Origin of the sequence: Polaribacter sp. PL03 (genome assembly GCF_033875165.1) — a bacterium.
Taxonomy (GTDB): Bacteria; Bacteroidota; Bacteroidia; order Flavobacteriales; family Flavobacteriaceae; genus Polaribacter.
Map to the genome: position 1 here is coordinate 373,836 of NZ_JAWZSV010000001.1, position 26,355 is coordinate 400,190.

Annotated in this window: 25 protein-coding genes; 15 read left to right on the plus strand and 10 right to left on the minus strand. The window is 30.3% G+C overall.

The window, feature by feature from the left end; translation table 11 throughout:
* Positions 1 to 59 precede the first annotated feature (59 nt).
* From SHK09_RS01595 to SHK09_RS01610, 4 genes are all read right to left on the minus strand, one after another.
* Entirely contained in the window at positions 60 to 416 is a 357-nt protein-coding gene (locus SHK09_RS01595) for a cupredoxin domain-containing protein (protein WP_319809015.1), read from the minus strand.
* Positions 417 to 481: 65 nt separating this feature from the next.
* Positions 482 to 1,015 (minus strand): carboxymuconolactone decarboxylase family protein, encoded by a 534-nt coding sequence (locus SHK09_RS01600; RefSeq protein WP_319809016.1) that lies wholly within the window; start codon positions 1,013 to 1,015, stop codon positions 482 to 484.
* 273 nt (positions 1,016 to 1,288) lie between these two features.
* Positions 1,289 to 1,603: a thioredoxin gene (gene trxA, locus SHK09_RS01605; RefSeq protein WP_319809017.1), complete on the minus strand. Its 315-nt coding sequence runs from the start codon at positions 1,601 to 1,603 to the stop codon at positions 1,289 to 1,291.
* Positions 1,604 to 2,283: 680 nt separating this feature from the next.
* On the minus strand, positions 2,284 to 3,123 hold the full coding sequence (locus tag SHK09_RS01610) for a helix-turn-helix domain-containing protein (protein WP_319809018.1): 840 nt from the start codon (positions 3,121 to 3,123) through the stop codon (positions 2,284 to 2,286).
* 174 nt (positions 3,124 to 3,297) lie between these two features.
* On the opposite strand from SHK09_RS01610, the gene ribB reads away from it, so the two are divergent.
* Genes ribB through SHK09_RS01625 form a run of 3 tightly spaced genes read left to right on the plus strand, consistent with a single transcriptional unit; the run spans position 3,298 to position 4,972 of the window.
* Complete coding sequence (gene ribB / locus SHK09_RS01615) at positions 3,298 to 3,960, plus strand: 3,4-dihydroxy-2-butanone-4-phosphate synthase (RefSeq protein WP_319809019.1); 663 nt, start codon at positions 3,298 to 3,300, stop codon at positions 3,958 to 3,960.
* Positions 3,961 to 4,536 (plus strand): Crp/Fnr family transcriptional regulator, encoded by a 576-nt coding sequence (locus tag SHK09_RS01620; RefSeq protein ID WP_319809020.1) that lies wholly within the window; start codon positions 3,961 to 3,963, stop codon positions 4,534 to 4,536.
* A gap of 31 nt (positions 4,537 to 4,567) precedes the next feature.
* Complete coding sequence (locus SHK09_RS01625) at positions 4,568 to 4,972, plus strand: hypothetical protein (protein ID WP_319809021.1); 405 nt, start codon at positions 4,568 to 4,570, stop codon at positions 4,970 to 4,972.
* A gap of 128 nt (positions 4,973 to 5,100) precedes the next feature.
* Here SHK09_RS01625 and brnQ read toward each other — a convergent pair whose 3' ends face one another.
* On the minus strand, positions 5,101 to 6,381 hold the full coding sequence (gene brnQ / locus SHK09_RS01630; protein ID WP_319809022.1) for a branched-chain amino acid transport system II carrier protein: 1,281 nt from the start codon (positions 6,379 to 6,381) through the stop codon (positions 5,101 to 5,103).
* 2 nt (positions 6,382 to 6,383) lie between these two features.
* Complete coding sequence (locus tag SHK09_RS01635; protein ID WP_319809023.1) at positions 6,384 to 7,934, minus strand: serine hydrolase; 1,551 nt, start codon at positions 7,932 to 7,934, stop codon at positions 6,384 to 6,386.
* Between the two features lie 93 nt (positions 7,935 to 8,027).
* Here SHK09_RS01635 and SHK09_RS01640 point away from each other — a divergent pair, with 93 nt between their 5' ends.
* Both SHK09_RS01640 and SHK09_RS15420 read left to right on the plus strand, forming a co-directional pair.
* Positions 8,028 to 8,807, plus strand: coding sequence for an alpha/beta hydrolase (locus tag SHK09_RS01640; protein WP_319809024.1), 780 nt, complete (start codon positions 8,028 to 8,030; stop codon positions 8,805 to 8,807).
* Between the two features lie 88 nt (positions 8,808 to 8,895).
* Positions 8,896 to 9,069, plus strand: coding sequence for a DTW domain-containing protein (locus tag SHK09_RS15420; protein WP_413774268.1), 174 nt, complete (start codon positions 8,896 to 8,898; stop codon positions 9,067 to 9,069).
* An 85-nt stretch (positions 9,070 to 9,154) separates the two neighbouring features.
* On the opposite strand, the gene thiL is transcribed toward SHK09_RS15420, so the two are convergent.
* Positions 9,155 to 10,204 carry a thiamine-phosphate kinase gene (thiL, locus tag SHK09_RS01645; RefSeq protein WP_319809025.1) on the minus strand — a complete coding sequence of 350 codons (1,050 nt, stop codon included), beginning with the start codon at positions 10,202 to 10,204 and terminating at the stop codon, positions 9,155 to 9,157.
* Positions 10,205 to 10,359: 155 nt separating this feature from the next.
* On the opposite strand from thiL, the gene SHK09_RS01650 reads away from it, so the two are divergent.
* From SHK09_RS01650 to SHK09_RS01690, 9 genes are all read left to right on the plus strand, one after another.
* A complete protein-coding gene (locus SHK09_RS01650; protein ID WP_319809026.1) occupies positions 10,360 to 11,553 on the plus strand; it encodes a choice-of-anchor B family protein in 1,194 nt (397 codons plus the stop codon).
* A 62-nt stretch (positions 11,554 to 11,615) separates the two neighbouring features.
* Positions 11,616 to 13,529, plus strand: coding sequence for a M1 family aminopeptidase (locus SHK09_RS01655; protein WP_319809027.1), 1,914 nt, complete (start codon positions 11,616 to 11,618; stop codon positions 13,527 to 13,529).
* Between the two features lie 133 nt (positions 13,530 to 13,662).
* Positions 13,663 to 13,992, plus strand: coding sequence for an iron-sulfur cluster assembly accessory protein (locus SHK09_RS01660; RefSeq protein WP_319809028.1), 330 nt, complete (start codon positions 13,663 to 13,665; stop codon positions 13,990 to 13,992).
* A 28-nt stretch (positions 13,993 to 14,020) separates the two neighbouring features.
* Positions 14,021 to 14,380, plus strand: a complete 360-nt coding sequence (locus SHK09_RS01665; protein WP_319809029.1) for a four helix bundle protein — start codon at positions 14,021 to 14,023, stop codon at positions 14,378 to 14,380.
* A gap of 30 nt (positions 14,381 to 14,410) precedes the next feature.
* Positions 14,411 to 15,859: a Fe-S cluster assembly protein SufB gene (sufB, locus tag SHK09_RS01670; protein ID WP_319809030.1), complete on the plus strand. Its 1,449-nt coding sequence runs from the start codon at positions 14,411 to 14,413 to the stop codon at positions 15,857 to 15,859.
* 11 nt (positions 15,860 to 15,870) lie between these two features.
* Positions 15,871 to 16,704, plus strand: a complete 834-nt coding sequence (locus SHK09_RS01675; protein ID WP_319809031.1) for an N-acyl homoserine lactonase family protein — start codon at positions 15,871 to 15,873, stop codon at positions 16,702 to 16,704.
* Between the two features lie 12 nt (positions 16,705 to 16,716).
* Entirely contained in the window at positions 16,717 to 17,463 is a 747-nt protein-coding gene (gene sufC, locus SHK09_RS01680; RefSeq protein WP_319809032.1) for a Fe-S cluster assembly ATPase SufC, read from the plus strand.
* 140 nt (positions 17,464 to 17,603) lie between these two features.
* Entirely contained in the window at positions 17,604 to 18,917 is a 1,314-nt protein-coding gene (sufD, locus tag SHK09_RS01685; protein WP_319809033.1) for a Fe-S cluster assembly protein SufD, read from the plus strand.
* 98 nt (positions 18,918 to 19,015) lie between these two features.
* Positions 19,016 to 19,219 (plus strand): hypothetical protein, encoded by a 204-nt coding sequence (locus SHK09_RS01690; protein ID WP_319809034.1) that lies wholly within the window; start codon positions 19,016 to 19,018, stop codon positions 19,217 to 19,219.
* Between the two features lie 51 nt (positions 19,220 to 19,270).
* Here SHK09_RS01690 and SHK09_RS01695 read toward each other — a convergent pair whose 3' ends face one another.
* Positions 19,271 to 20,587, minus strand: a complete 1,317-nt coding sequence (locus SHK09_RS01695) for a serine hydrolase (RefSeq protein WP_319809035.1) — start codon at positions 20,585 to 20,587, stop codon at positions 19,271 to 19,273.
* A 99-nt stretch (positions 20,588 to 20,686) separates the two neighbouring features.
* On the opposite strand from SHK09_RS01695, the gene SHK09_RS01700 reads away from it, so the two are divergent.
* The gene (locus SHK09_RS01700; RefSeq protein WP_319809036.1) at positions 20,687 to 21,901 is read left to right on the plus strand and encodes a cysteine desulfurase; all 1,215 of its coding nucleotides are present in this window, start codon (positions 20,687 to 20,689) and stop codon (positions 21,899 to 21,901) included.
* Between the two features lie 76 nt (positions 21,902 to 21,977).
* Here SHK09_RS01700 and SHK09_RS01705 read toward each other — a convergent pair whose 3' ends face one another.
* Together SHK09_RS01705 and SHK09_RS01710 are read right to left on the minus strand one after the other, a co-directional pair.
* Complete coding sequence (locus SHK09_RS01705) at positions 21,978 to 23,504, minus strand: G-D-S-L family lipolytic protein (RefSeq protein ID WP_319809037.1); 1,527 nt, start codon at positions 23,502 to 23,504, stop codon at positions 21,978 to 21,980.
* A gap of 18 nt (positions 23,505 to 23,522) precedes the next feature.
* Positions 23,523 to 26,240 (minus strand): TonB-dependent receptor, encoded by a 2,718-nt coding sequence (locus SHK09_RS01710; protein ID WP_319809038.1) that lies wholly within the window; start codon positions 26,238 to 26,240, stop codon positions 23,523 to 23,525.
* Positions 26,241 to 26,355 lie beyond the last annotated feature (115 nt).

Consider the following 26,355-nt stretch of genomic DNA (forward strand, 5'->3'; position numbering starts at 1 on the left):
TTTAACTAAAAAAAGGCGAACATTTCTGTTCGCCTTTTTAATTCCCCCAAATTAAAAAATTACTCTACTATTAAAGTATATTGTGGTGTTGGGTTTAAAGGACAGAAATAAACATACTCTCCTTTTTTAAGCGTTACTGTTTTAGAGTTTTGCTTTGTGTTGTTCTTTACTTGTTCTGTTACGTATGCGTTCTTAATATGCGCTTTTACATCAGACTTTGGTGCTAAAACAAAACCAACATTATGACCAACATTATTGTTTGCTATTTCAAAAATATAAGTTCCTTCAGATAATGTAATTTGTTTCTGTGTAAACTCACCTTTTGTTTGTTCTAAAGAAACAGTTTTTACTTCTTGTGCATTTGTATTAAATGCGAAACCTAAAACTACTACTAAAATTGCGATTACTTTTTTCATGATTGTTATGTATTACTAATTGTTAAAAATTAATTATTTACTAAATTATTGTTGTTTACTTTTATTTATATTGCTTGTGCTACAGGAAAATCTACCGCAACGTCTGTTGTTTTGTGAAAGTAATTGGTAATTGTAATTTCTCCTATTAAGATAATTGCATCTGCCAAGTTTCCTTTTGTATATCCTGCTGCATATAAGTTTTCTACAGATTCTGGTGTTGCAGCTCCTCTATTTTCTGCTACACTTTTAGAGAAATTAGCTAAAGCATTTAACTTAGCATCAAAAGAGGCTTTACCTACTCTTAATTCTAAAATTTGCTCTTCTGTAAAACCATTCATTTTACCAATTGCAGTGTGTGCAGATAAACAATACACACATTCGTTTACTTGACTTACTGCTAAGTTGATTACTTCTTTTTCTTTTGCAGAAAAGCTAGTTTTACCTGCTCCTATTGCTAAAAAGTTACCTAATGCTGTTTCACTGTGTGCAAATGCAGCGTATAAGTTGGGTACAAAACCTAATCCTTTTTCTAATTGACCAAAGATTGCTTGGTTGTTTTCTGATACTTCGTTTTTTGTTGGTACGTTAAATGTGCTCATAATTTTATTTTTTATATTATTAATATTTTGTTCTTCTTTTATATTAAGCTTCGCATTTGCAAAGTTGCTGTGCTGTATTCTGATCGTCGTATGTTTGGTAACCCCAACAGTTAGGACATTGTGCGTTTTCTATTGTTTTCATATTGTTGTTTTTCTAGTTGTTATTAATTGACTCTGCAAAGGTGCAATCTATAGTGACTTCAAAAATTGGACAAAAGTTCCTTTGATTAGGACTCCTTAAAAAGTTGTCTTTTTTTTTGATGATTGCAGCGTTTATTTTAGTCTGTCTATTTTACTTCTTAAGTTACTCTCTGTAATTAAACCCGTATGTCTGTCTGTTGGTTCTCCGTCTTTAAAGAAAATTAATGTTGGTATGCTTCTTACATTAAACTTTGCTGCGAATTCTGGATACTCATCAACATTTACTTTTTTAATAGTTACATTGTCCTTTAATTCGTCTGCTAATTTATTTATAGTTGGTAATAATGTCTGACAAGGTCCACACCAATCTGCATAAAAATCTAATAATACATTACTATTATTTTCTATGACATTCGTAAAGTTTATTTGTTCTAATTGATTTTCCATTTTTTTTATTTTTTAGTTGCTGCTAACGCAGGATAAATTACTTGTTGTTGTAATGTTATTGTTACACACTGCAAAGATGCAACCCTAATACAGGTTTAAAAATGGACAGAAGTTCTTACTGTTTGGACAGCGTAAAATAGTTGGCAAAAATGCACGCGTGAAGGATAGAGCAAATTGTTTGAGCTCTTTTAAAGTTTGATAAAACTTTAAAAAGCGAGTTGCGAAAGCCTGACCTGATAAGGGCACGCCCAAGAAAATAAACCAAAAGCGTGTCATTTCGACAATAGGAGAAATCTCATAACAGTGATAACATAACAACCAAAATTTATGCGATTTCTCTCAAAAGGTTCGAAATGACAAAACTGAACGAAAAAAACCACAAACTTGTCATTTCGACAATAGGAGAAATCTTATAACAGTGATAACATAACAACCAAAATTTATGCGATTTCTCTCAAAAGTTCGAAATGACAAAACTTAACGAAAAAAAACAAAAACCACAAACTTGTCATTTCGACAATAGGAGAAATCGCATAACAGTGATAACATAACAACCAAACTTTATGCGATTTCTCTCAAAAGTTCGAAATGACAAAACTGAATGAAAAAAAACTAAATGAACACTGTTAATTAGTCTTTAAAAAGAATTTTATAATACTGCTGAGGTAAAATCGAAACGACTAATACTCTTTTTTAAACTGAAGTGGAGATTTTTCGATTCCCTTTGTAAAGAAACGCGTAAAATATGCAGGATCGTTAAAACCAAGTTCGAAAGCAATTTCTTTTACCGTTTTGTCTGTATAAACTAACAACCGTTTTGCTTCTAACAAAATACGGCTCTTAATAAAGTCTGATGGCGTTTTTGCACCTAACTTCTGAAAGTGTTTGGTTATCGATTTTGGCGAAAGGCCTAATCTATTTGCATACTCTGTTACAGAATGCATGGTTTTAAAATTCTGCTCTACCAACAAACTAAAATCTTTAAAAAGACGGGTTTCTACGTCTTCTTTAATAACATGGTTTTCTTTTTTTACACGAACTGCAGAAATAATAAATTGCTTTAAATAAGACTGCAACATATCGTATTGGGCAGTTTCGTTTTGTTGAAATTCTTCGATTAAACTCTCTAGAATAAAGTTGAGTTTTGCCGTGTCTTTTTCGCAAGGTTTTACAAACGGTGTTTCATAAATATTATTAAATAAAACACCATTACAGGCCACTTCTTGGTCGTGGGTTTGTATGCAATAAAAGTCTCGTACAAAAGTAAGTTTATAAGCGGTTTTTATTTGTTCGGAATCTACTGTAAAGACTTGCCCTGGAGACAAGAAAAACAGCACATTATCATTAAAAGTATATTGTTCAAAATCGATATTATACGTCCCACTACCTTCTTGAATCCAATAAATAGAATAGGCGTTTACTTGCTCATTATGATCTATTGTACAGGCTTTCTCGAAAGCAACTGTACTTAAAGAAAAAGTATTCTGAAAAGAGTATTTTGTAATATCTTGAATTGCCAAATTTGAGTTTGTTTTGTCTGTTGGTCGTAAAAATAGTTATAACCTTTACCGTTTTATTTCTAAATGTAAACTTTATTCACTTTTTTAAAAATAAATAAATTTATTGACTTACATCAAATAATTTCACTTGAGACAATATTAGTTTTGCTTACGCAAAATTAAATATAATTTAAAATGGTACTTACAGAATTAGATACGTTAAAAATGTTTGGGAATGACAGTAAAGAACGATTAGAAAAAGCATTTATACATCTTAAAAAAGGAAATGGAATTATCTTAATGGACGATGAGAATAGAGAAAATGAAGGCGATTTGGTGTTTTCTGCGCATCATATGACAGATAATCAAATGGCACTTATGATTCGAAAATGTAGTGGTATTGTTTGTCTTTGTTTACCGAATGAAAAAGCAGATACATTAGAGTTACCTTATATGGTAAAAGAAAATACAAGTAGTTATCAAACGCCTTTTACAATTACTATAGAAGCAAAAGAAGGCGTTACTACAGGTGTTTCTGCTAAAGACAGATTAACAACAATAAAAGCTGCTTGTAAAGAAAATGCGAGTAGTACCGATTTAGCAAAACCAGGTCATGTTTTTCCTTTAAGAGCTAAAGATAATGGTGTTTTAGAAAGAAAAGGGCACACGGAAGGTAGCGTAGATTTAATGAAATTAGCGGGTTTAAAGCCAGAAGCTGTACTGTGTGAATTAATGAATGATGATGGAACAATGGCTAAAATTGACACCATTTTAGAGTTTGCTAATGAGCATAATTTAATAGTACTATCTATACAAGATATTATTCATTACCGTACATTTGTAAGAGACTACAAGTAAATGGCAAATAATATCGAACTTATTAACTTCATAAAAAAGAATATTAATATTGATGATGAAGATTTGAAAATAGTGTTGTCTTATTTTAAAACAATTAAAAAAAGTAAAAATGAAATTCTGCTTTCTAATGGAAAAAATAGTCAGGTTAGTTATTTTGTAAAAAAAGGTTGCTTAAGACTATTTTACATAAATGAGGAAGGAAAAGATGTTACACGATATATTGCATTTGAAAATCAGTTTGCTACAGAATTAGTTAGTTTTATAACCAATGAACCTGCACAAGAAACGATTCAGGTTATTGAAAACAGCGAACTTCTATACATAACTCATGATGATTTTAGGCATCTTATGACTATTGTGCCTAAATGGAAAGATTTTTATAGCATCTATTTAGAAAAGGCATATGTAAATAATTCTAAGAGATTAATTTCGTTTACAACACTAGATGCATCTGAAAGATACAAGCAATTATTTAAAATAAACCCCAACATTGTTAAACGTCTACCAAATAAAATTGTAGCTTCTTATATTAATATTTCACAAGAAACGTTGAGTAGAATAAAATCTAAAATTTGACAATAAAATAAAAACAATAAATCTAAAAATTATGAAAAAAGTATTATTACTAGGACTCTTCTTATTACAATTTACTGGTTATTCACAATCTACTGATGTAAAACCTAGTGCTAAAAAAACTAGTGACAAATTGTTATTAACTATCTTTCTTAAACACGATCAAAGCATGAATTTGCATGAGATTGAAAAGATAAGAACAGCGCAAGGTTTTTATGAAAACTTTCCACCAGAAGGTACTTCTGTAGTTGATTGGTATGTGGTTATGGGACTTGGTCAAATGGTGGTACTAGAACTTCCTGCTTCAAAATTAGCTGCTGTAAATTTAGCAATTGAAAGAACTGCTTGGAAAGCTTTTAAGACGGAAATTTACCCAACTTATAATCTATTTCCTATTGTAAAAGACAAGTTAAAAAACAATGCAAAAGTAAATTACTAGACTCTTTATTATAAATTGTCTAACAAAAAAGCGATTACTATCTATAATGTATTTTAGATCGTAATCGCTTTTTTGTTTAATTTAAAACCAATAGTATACGTTTTAAATTTCTTTAATAGAAACTGTGTTTAATCAGTTTTATTTGTCGTAAAATTTTTTATATTCAGCAATAAAAATGCTAACAAAGCAGGTAATACCCAACCCAAACTATGTGTTGCTAAAGGAATAAAACTTTTAATACCCGTTAAGTTTTCTCTTGGTATAATAAACCCTAAAAAATCTGGAATACTAAAAATAAAAGTCACGATAATTACACCTCTAAAAACAAGTTTAGATGCATACTTGTCTGGTACAATATTTAATAGAATTAGCATAATTGTTATTGGGTATACAAACATTAATGCTGGTACAGCCACATCTATAATAAAACCAACATTGTAACTACCAACAATAATACCTATAACAGCACAAACTGCAGCTGTAATTATATAAGCAGTTTTAGAATTATTACAAATTCCTTTAATATAATCTGCAGTTCCTGTTACAATACCAACGGCTGTTGTAAAACATGCCAAAGCAACTAAAACACTTAAAAAAGTAGTACCAAAATTACCTAAAGTCTGTGTACTTAAACCAGATAAAACTTCTATTCTTGTTGCATTTTCTGTAAATGTAGAAGCGAATAATGCACCACTTAAAATTAAGCCTCCGTAAATTAATAACAAACCTGTTCCTGCAATATAACCTGCTTTTCTAATCAGTTTTCTTTTTTCATCGAATGTATTGTGATTGCTATAATCTAAAGAAATAATAATAACAGCTCCTACAACAACACCTGCAATAGCATCAAAAGTTTGATAACCTTCTAAAATACCATCTATAAAAGGATTTTTAAATGTTGATGCGCCTAAGTTTCCATTAGAAGCAAAGAAAGAAATACCTATAATTACTAATAAAATAATAACAATTATTGGCGTTAAAAACTTACCAATTAAACCAATTATTCTAGATCTGTTTATTGCAAATAGAAAAACTAAAACAAAATAAACAATACTTGTTAAAATTGCTGGCGTATCAAAAAATGGCTGAATTGCCATTTCATGGGTTACCGCTGCTGTTCTTGGAGACGGTATTGCTATTGCAATTATGTAAATTAAGAAACAAAAAAGTGTGCTAAAAGCGGGTGAAACTTTCTTACCAAAATCGTACAAAGTACCTTGTAATTTTGCGTGTGCAAAAATTGCTAAAATGGGTACAATAATAGCTGTTAAGATAAATCCCATAACAACAATCCACCAATCTACACCAGATTTTAAACCTAAGGTTGGTGGTAGAATTAAATTTCCTGCTCCAAAAAATAACGAAAAGAGTGCAAAACCTGCAATCCAAATTTCTTTTGTTTTACCCAAAACTAGTTTTGTTTTTTAAGGTTTAAATGTTCAAAATCGAAACTAAAATCTGTAATTGGCGCAACATACTTCATTTTTGCACTAGTTGCATTTCCTTTTTCATTAAAAGTAAAGTTTACAAACACATCTGCATCAAAACTTCTATTGTTCCATTTAGCAACAAATGTTGTTTGGTTATAAGGTAACAATTCACCTACAATATCTGTAGATCTTTTACTTTTAATAGTGTACTTATTATCTTTAAAAGAAATAACAACATCACCAAACCAATTATCTGTATAGGTACCAACAATCTGATTTGGTTTTGGCAAACTCTTATTTGTTTTAGCAATTGCTACTGTATTAAAAACAGTTGCTTTTATACTATCATTAAACTGTAAAAAGTTGTTGTTTTTGTCTCCGTATGTTTTTAACCAATTTCTATCTTTATATCCTAAATAACTATCTTTTATTGTATTTGTTATGGTATTAAAAGCATTTCCGTTCATTTGATTTGTTAACACAATAATTGCCAAATCTAAATCTGGAATCATTGTAAATTGTGTTACTGTACCTAATAAACCGCCTGTATGATATACTTGTTTATAACCGCCTTTTACATCCGTTAAAAACCAACCTAAACCATAACCTTTAAAGTTAGAACTGTAACTATCATTTTTACCAACTTTAAGCGGAGTTTGTAATTGCCAAAGTTCATGGAATTGGTTTGTGCTTAATAATCTTTTTCCTTCTGATGTAACTGCATCATTCATTAAAAAATTTGCCCACGTAAGCATGTCATTTACGTTACTTATTATTCCTCCAGCTGCATTTGCTGTCTCGCTCCAATCATGCGGAATTTGAATTACTTTACCTTCTGTTCTTGTATGTCCATCTATAATATTTGTTCTATTTGTAACTCTATTATAAGATGCTTTACTGTTGTTCATTCCAACAGGCTTCATAATTTTTTGCTCTATAAATTCTTCCCAAGAAAGTCCACTAACACGTTTTAAAACTTCACCAGCAATTATAAACATATTGTTATTGTAGGCAAACTTACTTCTAAATGAAGTTTCTGGTTTTAGGTATTTTACATTCTTAATAACATCTGTTACTGTAAAATCGTTTCCTTCAGGAAAAAACATTAAATCTCCTGCTCCCAAAGCCATACCACTTCTGTGTGTTACTAGATCTCTAACGGTAAATTGTTCTGTTACCCAAGCATCATATAATTGAAATTCTGGAATGTGTTTTCTTACTTTATCATCCCAATTTAACTTTCCTGCATCTACCATCATTGCCAACGCAAAACAAGTAAAACCTTTACTATTAGAAGCAACACCAACTAAGGTGTTTTTGTTCATTTCCTTTTTATTCGTAAGAGAACGCACTCCATGTCCTTTTGCATATACTATTTTTCCGTCTTTTAAAATACCTACAGAAATACCAGGAATGTCGAAGGTTTTTAAAGTTTTCTCTACAAGTTTATCTAACTTCTCTTCTTTAATTTGTGCATTTATTGTTACTGAAACAATAAAGAAAAGTAAAAGTGTAATTTTTCTAAAAAACATAAGTTTAAATTGGAATGAATTCACACCAAATATAGTAAATACTTTATGATGTTTTAAATTTCTAAAAACGAATCAAGTCTTATATTTGTAGCTATGATTTTAGAATATAAAAATGCTAATATTTTTTATACGGATGAAGGCAAAGGAACTGCTGTTGTTCTAATTCATGGGTTTTTAGAAAATACTGCAATGTGGCAAAACATTGTACCTGCACTTTCTAAAAAAAACAGAATTATTACTATTGATTTGTTAGGTCATGGAAAGAGTGATTGTTTGGGCTACATACATTCTATGGAAATGTTTGCCGAAACTATAAATGCCGTTTTAAAACATTTAAAAATTAGAAAATGTATTTTAGTAGGGCATTCTTTAGGTGGTTATGTTACATTGGCTTTTGCAGAAAAATATCCGCAGAAAATAAAAGGTTTGTGTTTACTAAATTCTACTTCTAATGAAGATGATGAAGAACGTAAAACATTAAGATTACGCGCCAACAAAATGATACAACATAACTTTACAAATATGGTAAGAATGTCTTTTGCTAATTTGTTTGGTAAAAAAAGTAAAAAACTATATAAAGAAGAAATAAACGCCGCTTTACAGGAAGCTTTACAAACACCAATACAAGGTTATATTGCTGCACAAGAAGGCATGAGAATTCGCACAAGTAGAAATAGTATTTTAATTAAAAATGACTTTAAAAAACTTATAATTATTGGTGAAAAAGATCCTGTTTTAGATTTTGAAACTTCTTTAGAAGAGGCTAAAAAAACAAATACAGAACTTGTTGTTTTCCCAAACGGACATATGAGTCATATTGAAAATAAAGAGGAATTAATTACCGTTTTAAAAGAGTTTGTTAAGAAATTATAAATTAACTTTTTTGAAATAACGAATTCATTAAAATCACTAAAACTACATTATATGATTCATATAATTAGAAAATAAAGAGACATTTACTTTGCAAGTAGAAATAAAAAATCCAAGAACAACGTGTTACAAATGTATGAGCCCTAAAAGCACTTGCATTTGTAAACACATTCGCCCTTTTAATACTAAGACTCGTTTTATTATTCTTATGCACCCAAAGAAATATAATTTAGGAATAGAAGAAAAAATTACGGTGACTAACTAAAATAAAATTCTAAACTTAAAGTTACAAACAAAAAAAGCGCAAATTAAAATTTGCGCTTTTTTTATAACCTTACTTATTGTTAAAATTAATCGTTTTTTAAAGGATTCCAACCTTGTGCTTTTAATTCAATTTCTTGACTTGCTCTTGTTACCAAATTTAAACCTTGGCTTTCTGCGGTAATATGACCAATTATAGAAAAATTAGGATTTCCTTTTATACTATCGAAATTTGCAATTGGTACGGTAAAAAGTAATTCGTAATCTTCACCACCACTTAATGCAACCATTGTAGAATCTAATTCAAATTCTTCGCAAGTAGAAATTACTTGAGGGTCTAATGGTAATTTGTCTTCGTAAATTTTACAACCTACTTTAGATTGCGAACAAATATGCATAATTTCAGATGAAAGACCATCAGAAATATCTATCATAGAAGTTGGCTTTATTGCTAATTCTTTTAATAAGCCAGCAACATCTTTACGAGCTTCTGGTTTTAATTGACGTTCGATTAAATAAGTATAATTATCTAAATCTGGCTGGTTTTTAGGATCTACCTTAAAAACTTGCTTTTCTCTTTCTAAAACCTGCAAACCTAAATAAGCTGCACCTAAATCTCCTGTAACAACAATTAAATCGGTTTCTTGCGCACCGTTTCTGTAAACAATCTCTTCTTTTTCTGCTTTTCCTATCGCTGTAACAGAAATTAACATTCCTGTAGTAGAAGAAGTGGTATCTCCACCAATTAAATCTATATTGTAACTTTCACAAGCTAACTGAATTCCAGAATACAACTCTTCAATTGCTTCTAAAGGAAATCTATTAGAAACCGCAATAGAAACCGTAATTTGCTCTGCAACACCATTCATTGCATACACATCAGATAAATTAACCATTACAGCTTTATACCCTAAATGTTTTAAAGGCATGTAACTTAAATCGAAATGAACACCTTCGATTAACAAATCTGTAGTAACTAACGTTTGTTTTTCTGATGCATCTAAAACAGCAGCATCATCTCCAATAGCTTTTATTGTAGATGAATTTTCAACCTTAAAATATTTTGTAATATGATTTATTAAACCAAACTCACCAAGTTCTCCTAATGATGTTTTTTGTGTATTTTTATCTTCTAACATGCTGCAAAGATAGGTAATTCTTAAAATTACAGAGTTACTTTACAACGGAAGTAAAAATAAAAGCATTATTTTTACTTCTATACTTTTTAAGTACTAAAAAACAATAAATACGTTATCCTATTAAAGTTGCTTTAATACTTTAAAAATTAGTAAAAATGATAAAAAAAAGTCTTTTCATATTCGTTCTAATTATAGCTAGCTGCTCAAAAAAAGAGGTTTTTGTTCCTGAAAAACAAATAATTATAAATCCTATTGCAAACTGCGAAGATGGTTTTGCTGGAGAATACCCATGTAATGATTATGATTTATTAACCTATGTTTCTTTAGAAGATATTGGTGGCGTAAATACAACAATTACTAATTGTTGGGGTTGGTCAGACCCAGAAACAAACAAAGAGTTTGCATTAATAGGTACAAATAAAGGAACTACTTTTATAGAAATTACAGATCCAACAACGCCAATAGTTCTTGGATCGTTAAATACAAAAGGAAATACTATTAGAGATATAAAAAGATACAATTCTTATGCTTTAATTATTAATAATGATGAGGTTAACGGTTTACAGATATTTAATTTAAAAGCTTTAAGAGAGGTTAATGAAACACCTGTAGAATTTGTAAGCGATACAGAAACTAGATTTAAAGGTAGTTCTAAAAGTATTGCTATTAATGAGCAAAGTATGTTTGCTTACATTCTTGGTGCTACTAAAAATGGTGGTGGTCCTTTTTTTTATGATATAGAAAAAACACACGAAGCAAGATTAAAAGGAAGTTATGAAGAAGGCGCTTACGCAAACCAAGCAAAAGTTATAACTTATAACGGTTTAGATGCAGATTATATTGGCAAAGAAATTTTTGTAGGAAGTAATAATAATGAAATTGTTCTTTTAGATGTAAGTGATAAAGAAAATCCTATAAAAATAGCTACCGTAACTTATAGCAATATTAATAAAACTACAAAAGGTGCTTTTACAGACGATTCTAATTACTTTATTGTTGGTGATGAAAATGATGCAGAAAATAAAACAATTGTTTTCGACTTTTCAGATTTAGACAACCCTGTTTATCTTTTCGATTTTAATGGAACCACTAATGCAATTGATAATAATGGTTTTGTAAAAGGAAATATTTACTACCAAACAAACTCAACAGCAGGTATTAGAATGTTAGATATTTCTAATATTGAAAACAATATAATTAAAGAAGTTGGTTTTTTCGATACACACCCAGAAAATGATAACCCAGAAGCTAAAGGTACTTCTGGAATTTACCCTTATTTATCTAGTGGTAACATTCTTATAACCGATACTGAAAGAGGTTTTTTTGTAATTAGAAAAAAGAACTCTTAATAGAAATAGCAAATAACTGTTGCAAAAAAAGAACTACATTTAAGCTTTAATACTCTCTGCTTATGGTTCGTTTTGTTCTCTTTCTTTTTTTTGTTTTAATTTCTTTTACAAAAACAAACGCACAAGAACTTATAAAAATTGCAGAAGCTGAAGCAAAATCAGCCGAATCAAAAATTCATTTTAAAGCAAACCTAAACACCTCAAATTACAACATAACGTATCATAAATTAGAATTTACAGTAGATCCTGCAGTAGCAAGTATTTCTGGAAGAGTAACTACAACTTTTACTGCTTTAGAAAACATGAATACTGTTACCTTCGATTTAGATGATAATATGACAGTAACTTCTGTTATTCAAAATGGAAACGCAGTCTTATTTTCTCAAAACTCAAATGACGAACTAGTAATTATATTAGAAAACACTTTAGCTGTTAATATGGCTACCACTGTTTCTATAGCGTATAAAGGAAACCCAACAAGCAATGGTTTTGGTTCTTTTGAAGTTAATACACATAATGGCACACCTGTTCTCTGGACACTTTCAGAACCTTACGGAGCACTAGGTTGGTGGCCTTGTAAACAAGATTTAAATGATAAAATTAATGAAATAGACATATACATTACCGCACCAAAGCAATATACTTCTGTTTCTAATGGTTTAGAACAAAGTGCTATTATAAATGCTGATAAAAAAACAACTCATTTTAAGCATAAATATCCTATTCCTGCATATTTAATAGCAATTGCAGTTACTAATTATAAAACCTATTCTCATACAGTTACTAACAACGGAAACCCTTTCCCTATAGTTAACTACGTGTACCCAGAAAATTTAATTAACGCTCAGAATAGTACAGGAATTACTGTAGCTATTATGAATAATTTTATAAATCTATTTGGCAATTATCCGTTTGAAAACGAAAAATATGGTCATGCGCAATTTAGTCGAGGTAGAGGAATGGAACATACTACGGTTTCATTTATGGGAAATTTTAATAGAGATTTAATTGCACATGAATTAGCGCACCAATGGTTTGGAAATAAAATTACTTGTGGCAGCTGGAAAGATATTTGGTTAAATGAAGGTTTTGCAACATTTCTAACTGGTTTAACAGTAGAAAAATTAGATGGTGATGCTGCTTACAAAAACTGGCGAAGTAATAATATAAATGCAATAACTTCTATTTCTAATGGCGCTGTATATCTTTCTAATATAGATACTACAAGTGTTGGTAGAATTTTTAATAGCAGATTAAGTTATAAAAAAGGAGCGATGGTTTTACACATGTTGCGCAAAAAAATAGGAGAAACTAACTTTTTTAAAGGAATAAAAAACTATATCACAGATTCTAAACTAACTTATAATTATGCTAAAACTTCAGATTTAATAAAGCATTTAGAAACTTCTAGTGGTTTAGATTTAGAAGAATTTTTTAACGATTGGATTTATAAAGAAGGTTACCCAACATATAGTTTAAATTGGCAGCAACAAACATCTAATGAAGTTGAAATTACATTAAATCAAACACAGAGCGATGCTTCTGTTTCCTTTTTTGAAGCCGATGTTCCTATTCGTTTAAAAGGAACAAACGGCGAAATAAAAGACATTCTTTTAAACAATATTAATAATGGACAAGTCTTTAAAGAAAGTATTAATTTTACAATAAACGCTATCGAAATTGACCCTGATATTCACTTAATTTCAAAAAACAATACAAGTACATTAAACACAGAAAATCTAAATAAATTAGAGAATAAAATAACTTTTTTTCCCAACCCTATTAGAAGCATATTAAAGATTAAAACACCTAATCACTTAAAAATAAAAGAAGTAATTATTTATACACTTTTAGGTAAAGAGATTCTTAAAAGCTTAACATTAGAAACAGATTTATCTAATTTAGAAACAGGCATTTACTTTGTTAAAATAAAAACTAACTTAGGAAATATTCACAAGAAAATTATTAAGAAATAACTTTCTTCTTCATTAAAATAAGAAGCATCAATAAAACCAATAAGAACATTGTCTTTGTTAATGAAAGTTCTGTGTTTTTCTTCGACTTATATTGTATATTTGCACTCAATTTAGATTTAATCTATTTAAAATTATGATAAAAGTTTCAGACACAGCGAAAAAGAAAGTCGTAGAACTAATGACTGATGAAGGCTTTAACGCAGTAACCGACTTTGTAAGAGTTGGTGTAAAAAGCGGTGGTTGTTCAGGTTTATCTTACGATTTAACTTTTGATAATAAAAAAGAAGAAAACGATAAAGTCTTTGAAGAGAATGATGTAAAAATTATTGTTGATAAGAAGAGTTTTTTATATTTAGTAGGAACAACTCTAGAGTACTCTGGAGGTTTAAACGGAAAAGGATTTGTTTTTAATAACCCAAACGCAAATAGAACTTGTGGTTGTGGAGAATCATTTAGTTTATAAAATTATTTAAATATTAAAAGACTCAAAAATGAAAAGATTCGAAGACTTAGAAGTTTATAAAAAAGCTTTTGAGTTTTCAATCAAAATTTATGAGTTAACAAGTTCTAAAACATTTGATTATAATATTAAAAACCAGATTCAAATAGCAGTATTATCTATACCTTTGAATATCGCAGAAGGTTTTGAATTACAATCAAATAAACAATTTGTAAAATTCTTATATATAAGTAAAGGTTCTTCGGGTGAAGTTCGAAGCTTATTAAGAATTTGTGAAAGGTTAAAATACCTAGAAAAGAAAAACGTACAAGAATTAATAATTGAAAGTGAAGAAATTTCCAAACAATTATCAAAATTCATTAACTATTTAAAAAGAAGTGAGATTTATTAAATTTTTCAATTTTTCAATCTTTTAATTATTATGAGCAAATATACCGAAGACGATTTAGAAAAAGAATTAGAAACCCAAGAATATAAGTACGGTTTTTATACAGATATAGAAAGTGACACATTTCCTATAGGGTTAAATGAAGATGTTGTTCGTGCAATTTCTAAAAAGAAAAATGAGCCACAATGGATGACCGATTGGCGTCTGGAAGCTTACAGAGTTTGGGAACAAATGGAAGAGCCAGATTGGGCAAATGTAAATTATGAAAAACCAAATTTTCAAAACATTGCTTATTATTCTGCTCCAAAAAAGAAACCTAAATTAAATTCTTTAGATGAAGTAGATCCAGAATTACTAGACACTTTTAAGCGTTTAGGAATTTCTTTAGACGAACAAAAAAAATTAGCTAATGTTGCTGTAGATATTGTTATAGATTCTGTTTCTGTAGCAACTACATTTAAGAAAACATTGGGTGAAAAAGGTATTATTTTTATGCCTATATCAGAAGCAATTCAAGAACACCCAGAATTAGTTAGAAAATATTTAGGAACTGTTGTACCAACAACAGACAACTTTTATGCAGCATTAAATTCGGCAGTTTTTTCTGATGGATCTTTCTGTTACATTCCAAAAGGAGTTCGTTGCCCAATGGAATTATCTACCTATTTTAGAATTAATGAAGGTGGAACAGGACAATTTGAAAGAACATTAGTTGTTGCAGATGCAGGAAGTTATGTTTCTTATTTAGAAGGTTGTACTGCACCAAGTAGAGATGAAAACCAATTACACGCAGCTGTTGTAGAATTAATTGCAATGGACGATGCAGAAATTAAATATTCTACTGTACAAAACTGGTATCCTGGTAATAAAGAAGGTAAAGGTGGAGTTTACAATTTTGTAACCAAAAGAGGATTGTGTGAAACAAACGCAAAAATTTCTTGGACACAAGTAGAAACAGGTTCTGCTGTAACATGGAAATATCCTTCTTGTATTTTAAAAGGAAACAATTCTGTTGGTGAGTTTTACTCAATTGCTGTAACTAATAATTATCAGCAAGCAGATACAGGTACAAAAATGATTCACTTAGGTAAAAACACCAAGTCTACCATTATTTCTAAAGGAATTTCTGCAGGACATTCACAAAACTCATATAGAGGTTTAGTTCAGATAAATGCAAGAGCAGAAAATGCACGTAATTTCTCTCAGTGCGATTCTTTATTAATGGGTAATGCATGTGGTGCACACACGTTTCCTTATATAGAAGTAAAAAACAAATCTGCACAAATAGAACACGAAGCAACAACAAGTAAAATTGGTGAAGAACAATTATTTTACTGTAACCAACGTGGTATCGATACAGAAAAAGCAATTGCTTTAATTGTAAACGGATTTAGTAAAGAAGTTTTAAATAAATTACCAATGGAATTTGCTGTGGAAGCTCAAAAATTATTGGAAATTTCTTTAGAAGGTTCTGTAGGATAAATTTAAAAGAGATGAAAAAAATTATTTTATTATTTCTTGGTTTAGCAATTGTAAGTTGTAAAAAGTCAGAAAAAAAAGTTGAAGAAACTGTAAAACCAACAGTTAAATTGTTTCAATTGGTTGGTGGTTCTATTTTAGTGAAAAAATTAGAGGTTTTTTCACAAGACACAACTTATACTGGTCAATCTAAACAATTTACAGATGCTTATTATGTGATATCTCATCCTAAAGGAAACTTAATGTGGGATGCAGGTTTACCAGAACAATTGGTAATGCCAGAACCTTATGATGAGCCAAGTGGAGTTTATAGAATTCAAAGACCAGATTCATTAGTAAATCAATTAAAATCTATTGGTTTTAAAATTAATGATTTTAAGTATTTTGCAATGTCTCATTCTCATTTTGATCATTCTGGTCATGCAAATTTAATGAAAGATGCAACTTGGTTGGTTCAAGAAAATGAATACAATGCAAATGTTGGCGATACTTTAAAAACAAAAAATGCTGCTTTAACTGCTTTAACAAATGTTAAAAAGTTAAACGGAGATTACGATGTTTTTGGAGATGGAACAGTAGTTATTAAATATACGCCAGGTCATACAATTGGTCATCAATCTTTATATGTAGATTTAGGTTTAGAAAAGCCTATTCTGTTAACAGGAGATTTATATCATTTTCAAGAAAACAGAACAAGCAAAGGTGTGCCTTCATTTAATTATGATGCAGCACAAACTATAGAAAGTATGAATAAATTTGAAGCTTTTGCAAAAGAAAAAAATGCAGAGGTTATTATTCAACACTCTCCAATAGATTATAAAAGATTAGAAAATATATTAAAAAAATAAACGCAGAAAGCGATGTTAAAAATAGAAAATTTACAAGCAAGTATAGACGATAAATCAATTTTAAAAGGATTGAATTTAGAAGTAAAAGCAGGAGAAGTACACGCAATTATGGGACCTAATGGTGCTGGAAAAAGTACTTTGGCTAATATTATTGCTGGAAAGGAAGATTATGAAGTTACTGCTGGAACTATTGAATTAAATGGTGAAGATATTAGCGAATTAGCACCAGAAGAAAGAGCACATAATGGTGTGTTTTTATCTTTTCAATATCCTGTAGAAATTCCTGGAGTTTCTGTAACAAACTTTATTAAAACGGCTATTAACGAAACTCGTAAAGCTAAAGGTTTAGAAGACATGCCCGCTAAAGACATGTTAAAAATGATTCGTGAGAAATCTGAATTATTAGAAATAGACCGTAAATTTTTATCTCGTTCTTTAAACGAAGGTTTTTCTGGTGGAGAAAAGAAACGTAACGAAATTTTTCAAATGGCAATGTTAGAGCCAAAATTAGCTATTCTAGATGAAACTGATTCTGGTTTAGATATAGATGCTTTACGTATTGTTGCAAACGGAGTAAATAAATTAAAATCTAAAGACAATGCAGTAATTGTAATTACGCATTACCAACGTTTATTAGATTATATCGTACCAGATTTTGTACACGTTTTACACGATGGAAAAATCGTAAAAAGTGGAGACGCATCTTTAGCTCTAGAGTTAGAGGCAAAAGGATACGATTGGATTAAAGAACTTGTATAAGTTCGCAGTAAAATCAGTAGCAGTTTGCAGCCAGCAACTGTGGTAAAATTAAGTTAAGAATAAAAAATAGTCAGTCTACAATAGTTTAATGAAAATTCATAAAACTGCCAACTGAAGACTGAGTACTGAAGACTGAAACAATGGAATTAAAAGACAAACTATTATCATCATACGTTGCATTTGAAAATGATGTAGACACCAATTCTGATGTGCATGAAATTCGTTCTAAAGCGTTTAAAAACTTTGAAGAATTAGGATTTCCTACTAAGAAACTAGAAGCTTGGAAATACACTTCTTTAAACTCAGTTTTAAAGCAAGACTACAGCTTGTTTCCTAACAAAGAAAACTCAATTGAGTTAGCAGATGTAAGAAAGTATTTTATACATGATATAGATGCATATAAACTTGTTTTTATAGACGGAAAATACAGCTCTTTCTTATCGGAAACTACACACGATACTTTTGATGTTTGCTTAATGTCTGCAGCATTAACAAAACCAAAATACAAAGCTGTTATTGAAAATTACTTCAATAAAATAGCTAAAGAAGACAATTTAACGTCTTTAAATACTGCTTTTGCAAATGAAGGTGCTTACATCTACATTCCTAAAAATGTTGAGGTAGAAAAGCCAATTCAAATTATCAACTTTACAACTGGCTCTGAAGCTGCAACAATGTTGCAACCAAGAAACTTAATTGTAGTTGAACAAAATGCTCATGTTCAAATTATAGAACGTCATCAAAGTTTAACTTCTAACCCAGTTTTAACAAACTCGGTAACAGAAATTTATGCTGCAAAAGACGCTACTGTAGATATCTATAAGATTCAGAATGATGATGAGAATGCATCTTTAGTAGATAATTCTTTCGTAGAACAAAAGTCTAATAGTATTGTTTCTGTGCATACTTTTTCTTTTGGAGGAAACATCACTAGAAATAACTTAAACTTTTATCAAAGAGGAGAACACATCGATTCTATCTTAAAAGGAATTACAATTTTAGACGGAAAACAGCATGTAGATCATAACACTTTGGTACATCATATAGAACCAAATTGCGAAAGTCATCAAGATTATAAAGGAATTTATGATGCACGCTCTACAGGTGTTTTTAACGGTAAAGTAGTTGTTAATAAAGAAGCGCAGAAAACAAATGCGTATCAAAAAAACAATAATGTTTTATTAAGTGATAAAGCAACTGTTAATGCAAAACCTCAGCTAGAAATTTTTGCTGATGATGTAAAATGTTCTCATGGTTGTACAATTGGTCAACTAGATGATGAAGCTTTATTTTACATGCAACAACGTGGTATTCCTAAGAAAGAAGGAAAAGCTTTATTAATGTTTGCTTTTGCAAATACCGTTTTAGAAAGTGTAAAAATACCAGAAGTAAAACAACGCATTACCAAGTTAATAGCTAAGAAATTAGGTGTTGATATTGGATTCGATTTATAAGGTAACTCAGTTACTTTTTTATATACAAAAACCACGCTCTTTGCGTGGTTTTTTTTATGTTTAATTTTTTTTTTGTAACTTTATAAAAAGGATATTCAATGAATAAATCGATTAAAACAATATTATTAGTAGCCGGTGTTATTTTATTAGGTTACGGAATTTACACTATGATTCAACCAGAAGCACAAGTTTCTATTGGAGATTTAGATTTAATAACAACACAAGATAATACGAATTCATATATTACTATTGCTCTAGGAATTGCAGCAGTAGCTATTAGTTTAGTGAAAGGAAAGAGTTAATTAACCAAACATTAAATTGTTTTATAAACCACTTAGAAATAAGTGGTTTTATTATTTAATAGCTTCTATTATTTCTTTCAAAAAGATATTTTCATCGAAGTGAGATAAACCAAAACGTACAACAACCAACTCTTCATCTGGTAAAACATATACTCTTTGCCCTTGGTAACCATCTGCAAAATACATATTTTTAGGTACGTCTTTAAACTGCTTTTCTGCATTTAACCAAAACTGTGCACCATAAGTTCCGTTAGAAGTTGCTGTTGGTGTAGTTACATAATCTACCCAATCTTTATTAAATAATTCTTCTCCATTCCAGTTTCCGTTATGCAAGTATAACAAACCAAATTTAGCCCAATCTCGCGCAGTAGCCCAAGCATAAGAAGAAGCTACATAATTACCAGCCAAATCTGTTTCTACAACCATAGAATTCATACCAATTTTATCGATAAAATCTGTGTACCAAAAATCTAAATATTCTTGATGAGTATTAAATTGTGTTCTTAAAATACTAGATAATAAATTTGAAGTACCAGAAGAATAGTTCCAAGAAGCGTTTGTTTTATATTTTAATGGTTTTTCCTCTTGCATTTTTGTCATATCTCTTTCTAAAAACAACATTTTAGTTGCATCAGAAATTTCATTATAATTTTCATCCCATTCTAAACCAGAATTCATTTGCAATAAATTGTTAATTGTAATGTCTTTTCGTGCATCATTTTGCCAAGAATTTATTGGAGCAACATCTTGTACATTTATTTTATTTTGATGCTGTAAAACACCAAAAACAGTACTCATAATACTTTTTGTCATAGACCAACCTAAAATTCTAGAGTTCTTATGAAAGCCATCTGTATATTTCTCTGAAATAATTTGATCTTTATAAATAACAACAACTGCTCTAGAATCATTTTTACCGAAAATAGAACTCACCGTTTTATTAAGTTTATTATAGTTTACGTTTGTAAAAACCGTGTCTTTTTGCGGTGCATTTCCGTAAGGAAAAGGGGTAGTAATGTCTGCTTTTAATCTTTTAGGAACTAAATAGGTAGCCTTTTCATCACTATCATCTAAAGTTAAAACGGCACCCAAACCTTCTCTATAAATTGCTTTTCTTGTTAATAAACCAAAAGCAGAAGAAATAGCAATCTTATTTTTAACATCAATTTTATCTGTAGCTAAATTTACTGGCGAAAAATTATTGTCTGTTTTATCTGTAAACTCTAGAGTTCTTTCCCCAAGAAAGACAGAAGAAGCTGTACTTTTAGCTGAATAACCAGATAAGATATTCAATTTTGGATAATTATATATTACAGTAATAATTACAATTACAGCTAAAAGAAGTAGAATACGCTTAAATATTTTCATTATAAATATAGTTTAGTGATGTAAAAATAAGAAAATCATATTCAGTTTATGAAAACTTTAAAAATTCATGCTTTATCTTTGTAATTAAATATAGTTTCTATGATTAATGTTGATAAAATTCGTGAAGATTTCCCTATTCTAAAAAGAACTGTTCATGGAAAACCTTTGGTATATTTTGATAATGCAGCAACTTCACAAACACCACAAGTTGTAATTGATGCAATTGTAGATTATTATAGCAATTACAATGCAAATATTCACAGAGGTGTTCATACTTTAAGTCAGGAAGCAACAGACAAGTATGAAGAAGCACGTATTAAAATTCAAAAACATTTTAATGCTAAAGAAGCTTATGAAATTATTTTAACTTCTGGTACAACAGATAGTATTAATATGGTTGCAGCTGGTTTTGCATCACTTTTAAATAAAGGAGATGAGATAATAGTTTCTGCTTTAGAACACCATTCTAATATTGTACCATGGCAAATGCTATGTGAAAAAACAGGTGCTATTTTAAAAGTAATTCCTATGTTAGAAGATGGTTCTTTAAACATGGAAGCTTATCATAATTTAGTAAATGAAAAAACAAAATTAGTTTTTTGTAATCATGTTTCTAATGCTTTGGGAACTGTAAACCCTATTGAAGAAATTATTAACGCTGCACATAAAGTAAATGCTGCTGTTTTAATTGATGGGGCTCAAGCAACACCACATATTAAACCAGATGTACAAGCTTTAGATGTTGATTTTTATGTAGCTTCTGCTCATAAATTATGCGGGCCAACAGGTGTTGGTTTGTTATACGGAAAACAAGAGTGGTTAGAAAAATTACCTCCTTACCAAGGTGGTGGAGAAATGATTGCAACTGTTTCCTTTGAAAAAACAACGTATGCTGGTTTGCCTCATAAATTTGAAGCAGGAACACCAAATATCTGTGGAGGAATTGCTTTTGGTACAGCAATAGATTATATGAATGAAGTAGGTTTCGATAATATTGCTTCTTACGAAAATGAACTTTTAGAATACGGAACGCAAGAACTTTTAAAGATAGAAGGTTTAAAAATCTATGGAACTACTGCTAATAAAACGGCTGTAATCTCTTTTAACGTAAATGAAATTCATCCTTATGACATTGGTGCTATTTTAGATAAACTTGGCGTAGCTGTAAGAACAGGACACCATTGTGCACAACCAATAATGGACTTTTATAAAATACCCGGAACTATTAGAGCTTCTTTCTCTTTTTACAATACTAAAGAAGAAATAGATATTTTTATAACTAGCCTTAAAAGAGCAGTTATGATGCTTTCTTAAAAGTAGATATTAAGCATAAAAAAAAGGTTGAGAATAAAAATTCTCAACCTTTTTTTTATGTAAATTATTCTATTTACTACCTTAAAGCAGGTGAGTAATTTGTAGGAAAATCATCTGCTTTAGATAAACCATCTGTTGCTAACGTAAAGTTAGAACCAAACTTAGCATCTATAGCTCCTAAGATTCTATTTGCCATTAAACCATAACCTCTACCAGTTAAATGAATACCATCTAAACTAACTAAACCTCCTGTTACTAAAGATGTAGTCATTGTATAATTATCAAATTGAATACCATTAGCAGCTTCACTTAAAATTGCATTTAAATCTACCAAAGCAACATTTGCATTAGTACTTACAACATCTAAAATTATAGCATTATAAGCATCTGTAGCAACTTGTACACTTGCTAACTCTGTTTCTGTTAAAACCCATTGGTCTCCTAATGCAACTCCTACTCCATTTACACTTAATGGATTGTTAGGGTCTGCTAAAGTTCCAATAAAAGTAGAACTTGTTAAAACTAATAAATCTTTATCTGTACTTTGTCTTAACTGAGGTAAAGCTGCAAAGGCAGGATTAATAGCTCCTAAATTTGTTAAATCTTCATCTATAATTACCACTGCATTTTGTCCAGCTGAAAAAGAAATTGTTCTTTTAGCAACCTCTGCATTTGCTGCTGCTTCTGTAATTGCACCTGCTGCAACTAAAGCTCCAAAAGCTTGTTGTATACCACCATTATATTGTGCATAAGCTCCATTAACTGCACCAGCTGTTGCTGCATCTAAAGGAATTGGATTATAAGGTACTGTTGTAAAATATGGTAATAATGTAATATCTGGCACTGTAGCAATTACTCCTTTTGCTCCTCCAGATGTCATTGCACCAACCATTCCTCTAAATACTTGGTTAAAAACTAAAGGACTAGTAATATCATTAGAACCATAAGTAGAAGGGTCTAAATTATCTTTTTGATCTACACCAGAACCTCCAGAAGTTGCAAATCCTAGAACATCATTTCCACCAACTTCAGATAGTGTAAAAAATGTTGGGCTCTGAGCCATAGCATCTCCTAAAACAGTTGCTGTTGCGCTTGAAGCCATTCTTCCGAAATAAGGATTTAAAGAACCATAACCTGGAAAAGTTAAATGAAAACTTTTTGCTCCAGGAATACCGTAATTGTTAAAAGGTGCTCCTTCTGCTCTAGCTGTTAAACTAGTAGTAGGTAAAGCAGCTAACCTTGTTGGTCCTGCTCCGTTAAAATATAATCTTGGTGGTTGTACAGCATTTCCGCCAAAAACAAAACCTCCAATATTATCTCCCATTAATGGTTGATTAAAATCTCCACCACCAGCTAATTTAAACTTAGACGCTAATGTATTAGGAAACGAATTCTCTTGTGCTTTAATAAAAAGTGCACCGTCTGTAAAACCTCCTGTAAATGAAGCTCCAACAGCAATGTATTTAGAGAAATCTAAACCACCTGCATTTAATTGTACTTCTGGTACTGTATCTTCTAAAATTGGATCTAATTCATTATTTACATCACAAGATGCAACACCAATCGATAAAAGTAGTAATCCTATATATTTGTAATTTTTCATAAAATATTCTATTTTTTATTAGTTATTAATTGACCAAGAAACATAATACTGAGAACCTACTGCCCCAACACCTGGTGCACTAAAATACTCTTTACCTCCTAAGTTTGCACCACCTATTTTAAAAACAGATTTAATACTTGGTACAGTATAATTAATTTGTGCATCTAAAACAGTTCTAGCTTCTACAGTAGCATCTAAGAAAGTAGATTCCCATAAATACTCATCTTGCCATCTTGCATTAATATTAAAACCAAAGTTTTTAAACAAGTTTGTTTTACCAAATTGTAATTTTACTTTGTGCTCTGGTGTATTAAAACCAGCTTCGAAATCTGGGTCAGACGCTTGATCAAAATCAAACTTAGCGTATGTATAATTTACACCTAAATCAAAACCATTTAAAACTTTAGTATTTAAACCAATAGAAGCACCATAAGAATTAATATTTGCTACTGTATTTGTATATACTTGAAATGCTTTAAAATCTCCATTTCTTAATGCTAAAAGAGATAAACCATTATCTCCTACTTCACCATAAAAAGGAACTAACACATTCTTACCAGAAATAAAATCATTATAACTATTATAATAACCACTTAAATCTACAGTTATTCTAGATTCTCCTGCATGTATTAAACCTCTATAACCTAATTCGAAAGCTGTTACCTCTTCTGGTTTTACTAAAGCTGCGTTTGTTGCAACAGGTGCGCCATTTACAACAGAACTTGCAGAAAAAGAATTTTCATAAGCCAATCTACCAGATAAAGTAGTTGTAGCTCCACCTGCAAAAGCTTGACCTGCTGTACTAACAACTAATGGTGAACTCGTATATCTATCTAAATTGTCTGGAGCAGAACCAACTAAAATAGCAGAACCTGCATCTAAACCAATATATTGATCTTGTGTTGTTGGATTTCTAAATCCTTTTTGAAAAGAAGCTCTAAAATTATCATTCTTGTTTTCACCTGCAGCATAAGCTAATGAAATTCTTGGAGAGAAATTTCCATCGAAATTTTGAGCTTTATCATAACGTAAAGAAGCAGTAAACTTTAAACGATCTTCTTCTAAAAATGATTTTTGCATTTGTGTATAAACACCATATTCATCATAATCGATTGCACCATCGTAATCTGTAAAAATACTTCCATTAGAGTTTAAAGAATAACGTCTATAAGAACCACCTACTTGAAATTCTGCCCATTCGATTACATCTTGTAAATTATAATTTACATCTCCGTGATATAATTTTGTTTCGTCTTGAAACTTAGCTCCTGTAACTAAATTTGGATCTGCAGTAACTTCTTCAAAAGCAGAATTAAATGCTGCTGTTCCTGGTATTAAACGACCTGTATCTGCAGCTGCTCTTGCTGTTGCATGAGAACCTGTAACTAAATACGTTCCTGCATATTGTCTAAACCAATCTTGGTCAGATTTCCATTTTCTGTTAATATTAATAGCTGCAAAACGAGAATCATAAGAATTACCTGCATCTTCTGAAGTAACATAACCTCTTACAAAGAAGTTTTTACCTCTTAACTCTAATTTTTGTTGTGCTAAATAAAAGTCTCTAATATTATATCTATTTGCTCCTTGGTAAATAGTGTTACCTACACCAAATTTAGAATTAAAAATTAGCTCTAATCTATCATCTCCAAAAGGACGGTAATGTAAAGCTGTATTTAATTTTACACTTTTTGCTTCATAATCTCTCATTAAATCTACTTCTTGGTAACCAGTTCTACTAACTCTACCAACAGCGCCACCTAAATCTGTAGCAACCTCATCTCCATAAATATTTAAACCATCAAAATCATTTAAAGATCTATCTCCAACAGCATATTCACCATTTCTAGTATTTCTATAATCTGTTGCAAACCATTCTGTACCTTTTAAATAAGAAAGTGTTGCTTTTGCAGCAAATTTTTCTGAAAACGCATATGCCATTCTAATACTTACATCATGAAAAGTATTGTCTCCTGCAGCATCTTGACTTGTTAAACCTTGTTTGTAAGAAAAACTAATTCCTTGATCGTTAAAAGGACTTCTACTTGTCATAAACATAATACCGTTAAAAGCATTTGCACCATATAATGCAGAAGATGCTCCTGGTAATAACTCTACTGTATTTACATCTAATTCAGACATTCCTAAAAGGTTACCAATTGCAAAGTTTAATGCTGGCGAAGAATTATCCATTCCGTCTACCAATTGCATAAAACGTGTATTCGCAAAGGTTGCAAAACCTCTTGTGTTTACAGATTTAAATGTTAAACTACTTGTGTTTACATCTACACCTTTTAAATTTTCTAAGCCGTCATAAAATGATGGTGCAGAGGTATTCTTAATTGCTCTTGCATCTAATCTTTCTACAGTAACCGGAGACTCCATAATACGTTCTGGAGTTCTAGAAGCAGAAACCACAATCTCATCTAAAGAAGTTTCGTTTTCTGTTAATGCTACATCAATTTTTTGATTATTTTTTGTTACTAGTACTTTTTCCATTTTATATCCTAAGACAGATATTTCTAATGTAAATGGAGGATTATCTGTGACCGTCAAAACAAAAACCCCATCAAAGTCTGTAGTTGTACCTACTGCTTTGTTTTCAATTTTAATGTTTGCTCCCGGTAGTGTTTCGCCTGTTTTTGCGTCTTTAACTGTACCATTTACAGTGGTTTGCGCAACCATTGCAACACTACTAAAAGCTATAAACACAAAAAGTAAAATCTTTTTTATCATAATTTGAATTAATTTGTTAACTGTTATGCAAAATACAATTTTTTTTGAATAATTGATTATTTACCCATATATTTTATGGTTATAACAAAAAAACCGACTTTTTTTACAGTTTTAA

What these genes read in the sequence shown, in the direction of transcription:
- trxA (WP_319809017.1), bottom strand. Translation starts at nt 1,603, where the DNA reads ATGGAAAATCAATTAGAACAAATAAACTTTACGAATGTCATAGAAAAT.
- SHK09_RS01675 (WP_319809031.1), top strand. Translation starts at nt 15,871, where the DNA reads ATGAAAAAAATTATTTTATTATTTCTTGGTTTAGCAATTGTAAGTTGT.
- SHK09_RS01695 (WP_319809035.1), bottom strand. Translation starts at nt 20,587, where the DNA reads ATGAAAATATTTAAGCGTATTCTACTTCTTTTAGCTGTAATTGTAATT.
- SHK09_RS01700 (WP_319809036.1), top strand. Translation starts at nt 20,687, where the DNA reads ATGATTAATGTTGATAAAATTCGTGAAGATTTCCCTATTCTAAAAAGA.
- SHK09_RS01620 (WP_319809020.1), top strand. Translation starts at nt 3,961, where the DNA reads ATGGCAAATAATATCGAACTTATTAACTTCATAAAAAAGAATATTAAT.
- ribB (WP_319809019.1), top strand. Translation starts at nt 3,298, where the DNA reads ATGGTACTTACAGAATTAGATACGTTAAAAATGTTTGGGAATGACAGT.
- SHK09_RS01635 (WP_319809023.1), bottom strand. Translation starts at nt 7,934, where the DNA reads ATGTTTTTTAGAAAAATTACACTTTTACTTTTCTTTATTGTTTCAGTA.
- SHK09_RS01665 (WP_319809029.1), top strand. Translation starts at nt 14,021, where the DNA reads ATGAAAAGATTCGAAGACTTAGAAGTTTATAAAAAAGCTTTTGAGTTT.
- SHK09_RS01655 (WP_319809027.1), top strand. Translation starts at nt 11,616, where the DNA reads ATGGTTCGTTTTGTTCTCTTTCTTTTTTTTGTTTTAATTTCTTTTACA.
- SHK09_RS01640 (WP_319809024.1), top strand. Translation starts at nt 8,028, where the DNA reads ATGATTTTAGAATATAAAAATGCTAATATTTTTTATACGGATGAAGGC.
- SHK09_RS01650 (WP_319809026.1), top strand. Translation starts at nt 10,360, where the DNA reads ATGATAAAAAAAAGTCTTTTCATATTCGTTCTAATTATAGCTAGCTGC.
- SHK09_RS01710 (WP_319809038.1), bottom strand. Translation starts at nt 26,240, where the DNA reads ATGATAAAAAAGATTTTACTTTTTGTGTTTATAGCTTTTAGTAGTGTT.
- SHK09_RS01625 (WP_319809021.1), top strand. Translation starts at nt 4,568, where the DNA reads ATGAAAAAAGTATTATTACTAGGACTCTTCTTATTACAATTTACTGGT.
- thiL (WP_319809025.1), bottom strand. Translation starts at nt 10,204, where the DNA reads ATGTTAGAAGATAAAAATACACAAAAAACATCATTAGGAGAACTTGGT.
- sufD (WP_319809033.1), top strand. Translation starts at nt 17,604, where the DNA reads ATGGAATTAAAAGACAAACTATTATCATCATACGTTGCATTTGAAAAT.
- SHK09_RS01705 (WP_319809037.1), bottom strand. Translation starts at nt 23,504, where the DNA reads ATGAAAAATTACAAATATATAGGATTACTACTTTTATCGATTGGTGTT.
- sufB (WP_319809030.1), top strand. Translation starts at nt 14,411, where the DNA reads ATGAGCAAATATACCGAAGACGATTTAGAAAAAGAATTAGAAACCCAA.
- SHK09_RS01600 (WP_319809016.1), bottom strand. Translation starts at nt 1,015, where the DNA reads ATGAGCACATTTAACGTACCAACAAAAAACGAAGTATCAGAAAACAAC.
- sufC (WP_319809032.1), top strand. Translation starts at nt 16,717, where the DNA reads ATGTTAAAAATAGAAAATTTACAAGCAAGTATAGACGATAAATCAATT.
- SHK09_RS01660 (WP_319809028.1), top strand. Translation starts at nt 13,663, where the DNA reads ATGATAAAAGTTTCAGACACAGCGAAAAAGAAAGTCGTAGAACTAATG.
- SHK09_RS01690 (WP_319809034.1), top strand. Translation starts at nt 19,016, where the DNA reads ATGAATAAATCGATTAAAACAATATTATTAGTAGCCGGTGTTATTTTA.
- SHK09_RS01595 (WP_319809015.1), bottom strand. Translation starts at nt 416, where the DNA reads ATGAAAAAAGTAATCGCAATTTTAGTAGTAGTTTTAGGTTTCGCATTT.